This is a genomic window from Mesorhizobium sp. WSM4833, assembly GCF_055811095.1.
Map to the genome: position 1 here is coordinate 40,815 of NZ_JBVVQG010000016.1, position 11,846 is coordinate 52,660.

At 62.7% G+C, this 11,846-nt stretch carries 7 protein-coding genes and 1 pseudogene; 7 read left to right on the forward strand and 1 reads right to left on the reverse strand.

The genetic code is table 11. From position 1 onward, the window contains the following. Window positions 1-33: 33 nt before the first annotated feature. A complete protein-coding gene (locus tag AC0L2D_RS26235; RefSeq protein ID WP_473543080.1) occupies window positions 34-2,061 on the forward strand; it encodes an aldo/keto reductase in 2,028 nt (675 codons plus the stop codon). A 27-nt stretch (window positions 2,062-2,088) separates the two neighbouring features. Here AC0L2D_RS26235 and AC0L2D_RS26240 read toward each other — a convergent pair whose 3' ends face one another. Continuing rightward, complete coding sequence (locus AC0L2D_RS26240) at window positions 2,089-2,964, reverse strand: AraC family transcriptional regulator (protein WP_082826649.1); 876 nt, start codon at window positions 2,962-2,964, stop codon at window positions 2,089-2,091. Between the two features lie 247 nt (window positions 2,965-3,211). On the opposite strand from AC0L2D_RS26240, the gene melA reads away from it, so the two are divergent. The 6 genes and pseudogenes from melA (at window position 3,212) to AC0L2D_RS26270 (ending at window position 11,842) form a co-directional block, all read left to right on the forward strand. Continuing rightward, window positions 3,212-4,678 carry an alpha-galactosidase gene (gene melA, locus AC0L2D_RS26245; RefSeq protein WP_473543082.1) on the forward strand — a complete coding sequence of 489 codons (1,467 nt, stop codon included), beginning with the start codon at window positions 3,212-3,214 and terminating at the stop codon, window positions 4,676-4,678. 146 nt (window positions 4,679-4,824) lie between these two features. Then, on the forward strand, window positions 4,825-6,909 hold the full coding sequence (locus tag AC0L2D_RS26250; RefSeq protein WP_473543084.1) for an ABC transporter substrate-binding protein: 2,085 nt from the start codon (window positions 4,825-4,827) through the stop codon (window positions 6,907-6,909). A 111-nt stretch (window positions 6,910-7,020) separates the two neighbouring features. Continuing rightward, entirely contained in the window at window positions 7,021-8,028 is a 1,008-nt protein-coding gene (locus tag AC0L2D_RS26255) for an ABC transporter permease (protein WP_013530191.1), read from the forward strand. A gap of 1 nt (window position 8,029) precedes the next feature. Then, the gene (locus tag AC0L2D_RS26260; protein WP_024504776.1) at window positions 8,030-9,169 is read left to right on the forward strand and encodes an ABC transporter permease; all 1,140 of its coding nucleotides are present in this window, start codon (window positions 8,030-8,032) and stop codon (window positions 9,167-9,169) included. A 10-nt stretch (window positions 9,170-9,179) separates the two neighbouring features. Further along, entirely contained in the window at window positions 9,180-10,847 is a 1,668-nt protein-coding gene (locus tag AC0L2D_RS26265; RefSeq protein ID WP_473543087.1) for an ABC transporter ATP-binding protein, read from the forward strand. Between the two features lie 19 nt (window positions 10,848-10,866). Next, window positions 10,867-11,842, forward strand: a pseudogene (locus AC0L2D_RS26270) (family 4 glycosyl hydrolase). The last annotated feature ends 4 nt before the right edge of the window (window positions 11,843-11,846 follow it).

Below are 11,846 nucleotides of genomic sequence, written 5' to 3' on the forward strand. Positions count from 1 at the left end.
GCCAGCCCTTTCCAACCTTCAAGGAGAATGACAATGACCGCAACCACGCCCATTCGCTGGGGCATTCTCGGCCCGGGCAGCATCGCCCAGTCCTTTGCCGGTGGCGTGGCCGCTTCGGACACCGGCAAGCTGGTCGCCATCGGCGCACGCAATCCCGCCAAGCCGGGGCTTGCCGAGCGTTTTCCCGGTGCCCGTATCCTCGACGGCTACGACGCGCTGCTCGCCGACCCCGACATCGACGCCGTCTACATTTCGATACCGCATCCAGGCCATGCGCAATGGGCGATCAAGGCGGCCGAGGCCGGAAAGCATGTGCTGTGCGAAAAGCCGCTGGCGCTGACCGCCTTCGAGGCCGACGCCATGATGCATGCCGCGCGCAAGGCCGGCACATTCCTCGGCGAAGCCTTCATGTACCGGTTGCACCCGCAGACCAAGAAGCTGGTGGAGCTGATCAGGTCCGGCGTCATCGGCGAGATCAGGATGATCAAGTCGAGCTTCGGTTTCGCCATGCCGGGCTTCATGCCGCAGCACCGGCTCTATGCCAACGATCTCGCCGGCGGCGGTATTCTCGATGTCGGCGGCTATCCCGTCTCGATGGTCCGGCTGATTGCCGGTGCGGCCGTCGGAAAGCCCTTCAGCGAGCCAGACAAGGTGGTCGGCACCGCCCATCTGGGCCAGTCCGGCGTCGACGAATGGGCCTCCGCGCTGCTGCATTTCCCCGGTGGCATTGTCGCTGAAGTCTCCTGCAGCATCTCGCTCAGCCAGGACAATGTGCTGCGCATCCTGGGCACTAAGGGCCGCATCGAAGTGCCGGACTTCTGGTTCGCCGGCGGCAACCGCGATGTCGGTCTCGGCCGGATAGACGTCATCGCCTCCGATGGTACGCGCCAGACCATCAGCGTCGACGAGAAGCGCCATGTCTATTCCTTCGAGGTCGACGCAGCCGGCGAGGCGATCCGCGCCGGCGGCCAAGAATTCGCCTGGCCGGGCATGGCGTGGGCGGAAAGCCTCGGCACCTTGCGTGTGCTGGACAAATGGCGGGCGGCAGCCGGCCTCGAATACGGGATCGAGAAGGCCGAGCAGCGCACCAACACCATCTCCGGCCGGCCTTTGCGGTCCGGCGGCACGGCGATCGCCAAGCGCACCATTCCTGGCCTGTCGAAACCGGCATCGGTGGTGGCGCTCGGCTTCGAGGATTTCCGCACGTTTTCCTCAGGTTCGATCCTGCTCGATGCCTTTTTCGAGGCCGGCGGCAATCTCTTCGATACCGGCTATGTCTATGGCGGCGGCTATACCGAGAAGCTGCTTGGCGAATGGTTGAAAAACCGTGGCGTGCGCGCGCAATCGTTGGTCATCGCCAAGGGCGCGCACTCGCCGCTGTGCTATCCTGATGTGATCGGCAAGCAGCTCGACCAGACGCTCGAACGCCTGCAGACCGATCATGTCGATGTCTACTTCATGCACCGCGACAATCCGGATGTGCCGGTCGGCGAATTCGTCGATGCGATGGATCGCGAGGTCAAGGCCGGCCGCATCCGCGGCCCGTTCGGCGGTTCGAACTGGACGATGGAACGCCTGGATGAGGCAATTGCCTACGCCGAACGCACCGGCAAGCAAAAGCCCGGTGCGCTGTCCAACAATTTCTCGCTGGCCGAAATGCTGGAGCCGATCTGGGCTGGCTGCGTCACGTCCTCCACGGACGCGTGGAAGGCCTGGCTGACATCCAGGCAGATGCCGAATTTCGCCTGGTCGAGCCAGGGGCGCGGCTTCTTCACCGATCGGGCGGGTCGCGACAAGCAAGACAATGAGGAGCTGGTGCGGGTCTGGTACTCCGAGCGGAATTTCGGCCGCCGCGACCGGGCGATCGAACTTGCCGCGAGACTGGGCAAGAGCCCGATCCATATTGCGCTGGCCTATGTGCTCGCTCAGCCCTTCCCCTCCATCCCGCTGATCGGGCCACGCACGCTGGATGAACTGGACGACAGCCTGCGCGCTCTCGACATCACGCTTTCGCAAGCCGATCTCGAATGGCTGGACGGCGGCAGCCTGCGCGCTGCCTAGTTGGCTGCCTGTTTAACCGTGGCGGCGTCAGGTCTCGTCATCGAACGCCCTGACGCCGCGCCTGGCCGGAGTCCGCAAATTCGCGTACATGCCTGTGGTGCGGAACTGGCTCGGTGTGATGCCGTAGCAGCGGCGGAAGACCTTTGAAAAATAGTTCGCTTCCTCGAAGCCGCATAGGATGGCGACTTCCTTCACCGGCAAAAAATCCGCCTTGGTCAGCAGCTTCGCCGCGCGTTGCAGGCGCTGCTGCAGCACGAACTCGGCCGGAGGCAGGCCTTCGCTCTCGGCGAAACAGCGTGAGAAATGGGCTCGGCTGAGGCCGCTGATCTGGACCAGGTCCGCCACCGGCAGCGGCTTGTCGAGATTGGCGTTGATGTGATCGATGACCGGCTGCATGGCGCTTAGTTTTTCGGCGAAGGCATGGGAACCGAAGACATCGTCATAGAGCGCCATCGCAGCCTCGTAGGCTATCGCGGAAGCAGCACCCGGCGAAGCGGCGCCTTTGATCAGGCGCAGGCTGCAATCGGCAAGATGATCGATTGTCGCCGGCTGCAGCCGAAATACAGGACCCGAGACGCTGAGGATCGACTTGTGGATGCGCAGCGCTTCCTCGCCGTTCATCGAAATCCAGAAATATTCCCAGCGCTCATCTCCAGCCAGCCAGTAACGGTGGTTGTGCGGCACCAGCACCAGCAATGTGTCGTTCTTCTGCAAGCGGTAGTTGCGGTTTTCGTAGCGCAGCCGGCCAGTCCCGCTGATCGTGTGCTGGAGCACGGTGAACGGTGTCTGACCGCGCTTGCGGCCGTCCCAGTCGTAGATTTCGTCCTCGCGCACTTCGTAGCCCGTGCTCGTCGGCATGGCGTGCAGGCGCTGGCGGCCGCGCGGCAGCGAGATCGTGCGCATGGACTGTCCGTGTTCTATCAAATCATGCAGCACAAAATTACCCCTGAAAGCATAATCCTTCTCTGGTCGCGCTCGCGAATAAGCGCATAATCCCCATCGAAAAGCGAGAGAGATCCGCAGTCAAGGAGCGGACAGGGAGGTTGGCGAGCCGGATTCCGGCTTGTCCTGCATACATGTCGCGGCATGTGGCTAGAGCCTCCCATTGTCATTCCTTGCCTGCAATTCGAAATGGAATGAGGTGCGGCTGATGAGTTTCAAAATCGCTATCATCGGTGCCGGCAGCGTCGGCTTCACCAAGAAATTGTTCACCGACATCCTGTGCGTGCCCGAATTCAAGGACATCGAATTCGCGCTGACCGACGTCAGCGAGCACAATCTTCAGATGATCAAGGCGATCCTCGACAGGATCGTCCAGGCAAACAGGTTGCCGACCACGGTGACGGCGACCACCGACCGCCGCAAGGCGCTCGAAGGCGCTCGCTACGTCATCAGCTGCGTGCGGGTCGGCGGCCTCGAAGCCTACGCCGACGATATCCGCATTCCCTTGAAATACGGCATCGACCAGTGCGTCGGCGATACGATCTGTGCCGGCGGCATTCTCTATGGCCAGCGCAATATTCCGGTGATCCTGGATTTCTGCAAGGACATACGCGAGGTCGCCGAGACGAACGTCAAATTCCTGAACTACGCCAACCCGATGGCGATGAACACCTGGGCGGCGATCGAATACGGCAAGGTCGACACTGTCGGGCTCTGTCACGGCGTCCAGCACGGCGCCGAGCAGATCGCCGAGGTGCTTGGCGCGAAGTCCACGCAGGAGCTCGACTATGTCTGTTCCGGCATCAACCACCAGACCTGGTTCATCGACCTGCGCCTCAACGGCCGCCCCATTGGCAAGGATGAACTGGTGGCCGCTTTCGAGGCGCATCCGGTCTATTCCAGGCAGGAGAAGCTGCGCATCGACGTCCTGAAGCGCTTCGGCGTCTATTCGACCGAAAGCAACGGTCATCTTTCCGAATATCTGCCCTGGTACCGCAAGCGTCCCGACGAGATCACGCGCTGGATCGATATGTCCGACTGGATTCACGGCGAGACCGGCGGCTATCTCCGCTACTCCACCGAAACCCGCAACTGGTTCGAGACGGAATATCCGCAGTTCCTCGAAGCGGCGTCCAAGCCGATCGACCGCGAGAAACGCTCCAACGAGCATGCCAGCCACATATTGGAGGCGCTGGAGACCAACCGCGTCTATCGCGGCCACTTCAACGTCAAGAACAATGGGGTGATCACCAACCTGCCGCACGATGCCATCATCGAGTCGCCGGGCTTCGTCGACCGTTTCGGCATCAACATGGCCGCCGGCATCACGTTGCCGGAGGCTTGCGCCGCCACCTGCATCGCTTCGATCAACGTCCAGCGCATGTCGGTGCATGCCGCGATATCGGGCGACATCGATCTTCTGAAGCTCGCCGTGCTGCATGACCCGTTGGTCGGCGCGGTTTCGACGCCGGAGGAGGTTTGGCAGATGGTCGACGAAATGGTCGTCGCCCAGGCAGCCTGGCTGCCGCAATACGCCCATGCGGTTCCGGCCGCCAGGGAGCGGCTGTCGACATCCAAGGTGAAGACCCGCGAGTGGGCGGGCGCCGCACGGCGCAGCGTTCGCTCGATCGAGGAATTGCGCGCCGAAAAAGCCGCGCTGAAGCAAGCCGGCTGAAACGGGCCGGCTGAAACGGGCCGGCTGGAAATTCATGCGGTGATGGTGGATCCATGGGAGGCGGATCCACTGCCACGAAGCCGTTTGAATTCGAGGAGAGGCGGAGCGGGTGCAAACGCTCCGGACAAACAAGAGGGAGAGAGACAGTGAGGAATTTACGCAATATCGGCCTTGCTGCCGGACTGGCGCTGAGCGTCTCGGTCTCGGCACTCAGTGCTTACGCTTCCGAGCCGACGGTTCCGCCGGCGCCGACACCGTTTCCCGCCGAAGGCAAGATCAATTATGTCGCGCGCGACTCCATTCTGGAGTTCAAGGCGCTTCCCGAATATCACGAGCCCGACTGGGTCACCGAGAAATACGTCAAGACCGGCAAGCTGCCGCCGGTGAAAGACAGGCTGCCGAAGGAGCCGCTGGTCTTCAAGACGGGCAATATGCAAGACGGCATCGGCGTCTATGGCGATACGATGCGCCACGTCATCGGAGGGCGGCCGGAAGGCTGGAACTACGGCGCCGGTCAGACGCAAGGCTGGGGCGGCATCGACATCGGCCTCTCCGAATGCCTGACGCGCACCGCCCCGCTGTTCCAAGTCGAGGCCAAGGACACCGAGCCGCTGCCGAACCTGGCCAGGAGCTGGGATTGGTCGAGCGATGGCCACAAGCTGACCATGCACCTCATCGAAGGCGCGAAGTGGTCGGACGGCGTGCCGTTCAATGCCGACGACGTCATGTTCTACTGGGACGACGAGGTCGTCGATCCCAACGTCTCGCCGCTGAACGGCGCCACGCCGGAAACCTTCGGCGTCGGCACGACGTTGAAGAAGATCGACGACTACACCGTCGAATGGACCTTCAAGGACGCCTTCCCCAAGCAGTACCTGTATGCCATGGCCAACGGCACCTTCTGTCCTGGTCCCGCGCACATCCTGAAGCCGCAGCATCCGAAATATTCGAAGAACACCTACGATCAGTTCAAGAATGCCTTCCCGCCGGAATTCATGAACATGCCGGTGATGGGCGGCTGGGTCCCGGTCGAATACCGGCCGGACGACATCATCGTCATGCGCCGCAATCCCTATTACTGGAAGGTCGACGAAAAGGGCAATCAACTGCCCTATCTCAACGAACTGCACTACAAGCTGTCGACCTGGGCCGATCGCGACGTCCAGGCGGTGGCCGGCGCGGCTGATTTTTCCAATCTGGAGCAGCCGGAAAACTTCGTCGCCTCGCTGAAGCGTGCGGCGGAGGCGAACGCGCCTGCCCGTCTTGCTTTCGGCCCGCGGCTCATCGGCTACAATCTGCGCTTTAATTTTTCCGCCAATGGCTGGGGCAATCCGGACGAACGCGGCCAGGCGATCCGCGAGCTGAACCGCAACGAGGATTTCCGCAAGGCCGTCACCATGGCGCTCGACCGCAAGGCGCTCGGCGACTCGCTGGTCAAGGGGCCGTTCACCGCCATCTATCCCGGCGGCTTGTCGTCAGGAACCAGCTTCTACGACCGCAATTCGACGGTCTACTACCCCTTCGACCTCGATGGCGCCAAGGCTGAACTCGCCAAGGCCGGCCTCAAGGATACGGACGGCGACGGCTTCGTGAATTTCCCTTCCGGCACCGCCGGCGGCAAGAATGTCGAGATCGTGATGCTGGTCAACAACGACTACACGACCGACAAAAGCCTTGCCGAAGGCGTCGTCGCCCAGATGGAAAAGCTCGGGCTGCGGGTCGTGCTCAACGGCCTCAACGGCACCCAGCGGGACGCTTCGCAATACTCCGGCCGCTTCGATTGGCTGGTCCGGCGCAACGAACAGGAACTGACCTCGGTGGTGCAGAACACCGTGCAGCTTGCCCCTGTCGGCCCGCGCACCAGCTGGGACCATCGTGCGCCGGAAAATGGCGAGGTCGATGTGATGCCGTTCGAAAAGGACCTCGTCGACATCGTCAACAAGTTCGTCTCCACGCAGGACAATGACCAGCGCGCCAGCTTGATGAAACAATTCCAGAAGATCTCGACGGAGCACGTCTACAATGTCGGCCTGACGGAATATCCCGGCGCGCTGATCGTCAACAAGCGCTTCTCGAACATTCCGCAGGGCACGCCGATCTTCATGTTCAACTGGGCCGAGGATTCGATCATCCGCGAACGGGTATTTGTCGCCGCAGACAAGCAGGCGAAATATGAATTGTTCCCCGATGAGCTGCCCGGCAAACCCGGAGAGAAGGGGCTGATGAATTAGGTTTACCTCCCTGACTGAGAGACCTCCGGCCGCGCCGCGGGCGCGGCCGGACAAACCAACCTCCGGACGCAACCAAGGGCGCGATCGGCGAGACAAGGAAATGAACCGTCCATGCTGCGATTCCTGCTCACGCGCATAGCGTCGGCAATCCCGGTCCTCGCCATCTTGAGCCTGGCCACCTTTGCCATCATCCAGGCGCCGCCGGGTGACTATGCCGACTACATCCGCTCGCAGGCGATCAACCAGGGTGGAGCTTCCTTTGCCGAGGCCGACGCGCAGGCAAAGGCCTATCGCATCGAGCATGGCCTCGATAAGCCGCTGCCCGTGCAGTATCTCAACTGGATCGTCGGCATCGTCACTCGAGGCGATTTCGGCTACAGCCTCTACTACAACAAACCGGTCGCCGATGTGGTCGGAGAGCGCCTGCCGCGCACGCTCCTTCTGGCGCTGGTCTGCCATCTGCTGGCCTCGGTGCTGGGCATCACATTCGGCATATGGGCGGCGACAAGGCAATACACCTGGATCGACTCGACACTGTCGGCCATCTCCTTCCTCGGTATGACGGTGCCGCGCTTCCTGATGGCGCTGATCATCGTCTATCTCCTGGTCTTCCAGTTCAACGTGTCTGAGATCGGCTCATTCTTCTCGCCGCAATATGGTGGTGCGCCGTGGTCGTGGGCCAAATTCGTCGACCTCGTCAAACATGTCTGGCCGGTGGTGGCGATCGCCACTTTCGGCGGCCTCGCCTACAATATGCGCGTCATGCGCGGCAATCTGCTCGATACGCTGAACGCGCAATATGTCGAGACGGCAAGGGCCAAGGGGCTGACGGGTGCTGCCGTCGTCATGCGCCACGCCGTGCCCAACGCGCTGCATCCGCTCATCATGTATCAGGGCGTGGTGCTGCCCTATATGCTGACCGGCGAGATCGAGACGGCGATCATCTTCGCACTGCCGACCGTCGGCCCGGCGATCGTCGGCTCCATGGCTGTCGGCGACGTCTATGTCACCGCCACCTTCATGATGGTCCTGTCGGCGACGCTCATCGTCGGCAACATCATCGCCGACATGCTGCTCGTGCTGCTCGATCCGCGCGTGCGCCAGTTCGGGGAGCGTTGAGATGCTGGCGCGCGATCCATCCCCTCCACCGCTGCCTGCCGAAGGGCCCATCGTCGCCAAACCGGCGCATGGCAACGAAAGCTACATGGCGCTTGTCTGGCGCCGGCTGAAGCGCTCCTGGACCGGCATGGCCGGGCTCTGGCTCGTCGTGCTGCTGCTGGTGATGGCCGTATTCGCCGAATTCATCGCGCCAATGGACCCGAAGGTCACGGATGTCGGCTTCGCTCCGCCGCAGGTGCCAAGCTTCCATGACAGAGACGGCGGTTTCACCGCACGGCCGAGGGTCTATGCGCTGGCCGATTCGGCGGACCTCGATCCGGTCACTTTCCAGCCCGTCGTCGGCCCCGACTATGATCATCCTAGGCTGCTCGGTTTCTTCGTGCATGGCGCGCCCTACAAGCTGTTTGGGCTGCTGCCGGCGGACCGGCATCTGTTCGGCTCGCTGGACGGCCAGCCGGTGCATTTCCTGGGCACCGACAAGTTCGGCCGTGACGTGCTGTCGCGCGCCATCCACGGCTCGCGCGTCTCGCTGATGATCGCCCTGACGGTCGTCTTCATCATCACCGTCATCGGCACCACCGTCGGCATGGTTTCCGGCTATTTCGGCGGCAGGTTCGATGTCTGGATGCAGCGCTTCGTCGAACTGGTGCTCGCCTTCCCGCAACTGCCGCTCTATCTGGCGCTGACGACGCTGATCCCGGTCACCGCTCCCACCAACGTCTTCCTCGCTTTCGTCATCATCGTCATGTCGGCCTTGGGCTGGGCGCAGATGTCGCGCGAGGTTCGCGGCAAGACGCTGGCGTTGGCGCGGATCGAGTATGTGCGCGCCGCCATGGCGGTCGGCGCCACCGACCGGCGCATCATCATGCAGCACATCTTCCCCAATGTGATGAGCCATGTGATCGTCGCCGTGACGCTGGCGATCCCGACCGTGGTGCTGCTCGAATCCTTCCTCGGTTTCCTTGGCTTCGCCGTCAAGCCGCCGCTGATCTCGTGGGGCCTGATGCTGCAGGACACCGCGACCTATTCCGTCATCGGCACCTATCCCTGGATCCTGTCGCCGGTCGGTTTCGTGCTGGTCACCGTCTTTGCCTTCAACGCGCTGGGCGACGGCCTGCGTGACGCCGTCGACCCTTATTGAGGTGGCACAGATGTCCGTCGCGCTCGCCGAATCCTTCGCACCGATCGTCCGTCACGACCATGGCGGACGCCAGGACCAGCCGATCATCGATGCCCGCAACGTCGCCGTGGCCTTCAAGGTCGAGCATGGCGTCGTCGACGCGGTCAAGGATATCTCGTTCCAGCTCTATCGCGGCGAGACGATCGCCATCGTCGGCGAATCCGGTTCGGGCAAGTCGGTGACGGCGCGTACCGTCATGGGCCTGCTCTCGCGGCGCGCCACCGTGTCCCCCGGCTCGAGCGTCTGCTATGACGGGCAAAACATCCTGAAATTTCCCGAGAGCGCCCGGCGCAAGCTGCGCGGCAACCGCATCTCGATGATCTTCCAGGAGCCGATGAGTTCGCTCAACCCGATCTATACGGTCGGCAGCCAGATCGTCGAGGCGATCCGGGTGCATCGTAAGGTCAGCCGCAAACAGGCTTGGGCGCGAGCGCTCGAACTTCTGCAGCACGTGCAGATTCCCGATCCTGCCGCGCGGCTCAGACAATACCCGCATCAGCTCTCGGGCGGGCAACGCCAGCGGGTGATGATCGCCATGGCGCTGGCCAACAATCCCGACGTGCTGATCGCCGATGAGCCGACCACGGCGCTCGATGTCACCGTCCAGGCGCAGATCCTGAACCTGATCCGCAGCCTGCAGAAAGAGCTGCGCATGGCGGTGATCCTGATCACCCACGACCTCACCGTGGTGCGCCAGTTCTCCGACTACGTCTATGTCATGCAGCATGGCGAAATGTGCGAGCACAACGTCACCGAACGGCTGTTCGGCGATCCGCGGCATCCCTATACGAGGCGGCTGCTGGCTTCAGAGCCGCACGGGCAGCCGAAGCCGCTGCCGGAGGGCTGTGGCACCATTCTCGAGGCCAGCGGCGTGCGCGTCTCATTCATGCTGCGCCACGGCACCTTTCTGAAACCCGACTGGCGCGAATTGGTCGCCGTCGACGATCTCAGCCTGAAACTCTGTCGTCATGAGACGCTGGGGCTGGTCGGCGAGTCCGGCTCCGGCAAGACCACCTTCGGCCAGGCCCTGCTCCGGTTGATCGACGCCAAGCGCGGCGAGATCCGTTTCGACGGCAAGCCGATCCACGGCCTGTCGCGGGCCGAGATGCGGCCGTTGCGCTCGCGCATGCAGATCGTCTTCCAGGATCCGTTCTCCTCGCTCAACCCGCGCATGACGATCGGCCAGATCATCGAGGAAGGGCTGATCGTCAACAGCATAGGGGCGACGCGGCGCGAGCGGGTCGAACGGGTGCGCGACGCGCTGGTCAGCGCCGGCATGCCGGGCGATATACTGTCGCGGTTTCCGCACGAATTCTCTGGTGGCCAGCGGCAGCGCATTGCGATCGCCCGCGCCATAGCGCTTGAACCAGAATTCATCCTGCTCGACGAGCCGACATCGGCGCTGGACCTCTCCGTCCAGGCGCAGATCATCGACCTCCTGCGCAAGCTGCAGGACGAGCGCGGCCTCAGCTACCTCTTCATCTCGCACGACCTCAAGGTGGTGCGTGCGCTGTGCCATCGCGTGATCGTCATGCAGAACGGCAAGATCGTCGAGCAGGGCCCCGTCGACGACATCCTGTCCAATCCCAAGACCGCTTACACCGAACGGCTCGTCAGGGCCGCTTTCGATGTGGCCTGAACATATGCCGGAGGTTAGCATGGCAAGAAATCCCAAGATCACGTTCATCGGCGCCGGCTCGACGGTGTTCATGAAGAACATTGTCGGCGACGTGCTGCAGCGCCCGTCGCTGTCCGGCGCGACGATCGCGCTGATGGACATCAATCCGCAGCGGCTGGAAGAGAGCGCCATTGTCGTCAACAAGCTGATCGCGACGCTTGGCGTCAAGGCGAAGACCGAGACCCATTCGGATCAGCGCAAGGCGCTGGCCGGCGCGGATTTCGTCGTCGTCGCCTTCCAGATCGGGGGCTACGAGCCCTGCACCGTCACTGACTTCGAGGTGCCGAAGAAATACGGCCTGCGCCAGACGATCGCCGACACGCTCGGCGTCGGCGGCATCATGCGGGGCTTAAGGACCGTGCCGCATCTGTGGAAGGTGTGCGAAGACATGCTCGCCGTCTGCCCCGATGCGATCATGCTGCAATATGTCAACCCGATGGCGATCAACACCTGGGCGATAGCAGAGAAATAGCTGCATCGAGCAGATCGAGCGCTGGAAGGGGCAGGCTGAAGCCTATCGCTCGGCCGATCGCATCGAGGTAGAGCAGTCCCGGGAATATGCCTCCTCGATCATGAATTCGGTCTGGACCGGCGAGCCGTCGGTGATCTACGGCAATGTCCGCAACAATGGCTGCATCACCTCGCTGCCTCGGGATTGCGCCGCCGAAGTGCCGTGCCTGGTCGATGCCTCCGGCATCCAGCCGACCTATATAGGCGACCTGCCGCCGCAATTGACCGCGCTGATCCGCACCAACATCAACGTGCAGGAACTAACGGTGCGGGCTCTGATGACCGAGAACCGCGAGCACATCTACCACGCGGCGATGATGGATCCGCACACCGCGGCCGAACTCGATCTCGACCAGATCTGGTCACTGGTCGATGATCTCTTGGCCGCTCACGGCGACTGGCTGCCGGGCTGGGCGCGGGTGGCGCGCAAGACCGAGGCCGCCTGACGAC

What these genes read in the sequence shown, in the direction of transcription:
- AC0L2D_RS26240 (WP_082826649.1), bottom strand. Translation starts at nt 2,964, where the DNA reads ATGCGCACGATCTCGCTGCCGCGCGGCCGCCAGCGCCTGCACGCCATG.
- melA (WP_473543082.1), top strand. Translation starts at nt 3,212, where the DNA reads ATGAGTTTCAAAATCGCTATCATCGGTGCCGGCAGCGTCGGCTTCACC.
- AC0L2D_RS26260 (WP_024504776.1), top strand. Translation starts at nt 8,030, where the DNA reads ATGCTGGCGCGCGATCCATCCCCTCCACCGCTGCCTGCCGAAGGGCCC.
- AC0L2D_RS26235 (WP_473543080.1), top strand. Translation starts at nt 34, where the DNA reads ATGACCGCAACCACGCCCATTCGCTGGGGCATTCTCGGCCCGGGCAGC.
- AC0L2D_RS26265 (WP_473543087.1), top strand. Translation starts at nt 9,180, where the DNA reads ATGTCCGTCGCGCTCGCCGAATCCTTCGCACCGATCGTCCGTCACGAC.
- AC0L2D_RS26255 (WP_013530191.1), top strand. Translation starts at nt 7,021, where the DNA reads ATGCTGCGATTCCTGCTCACGCGCATAGCGTCGGCAATCCCGGTCCTC.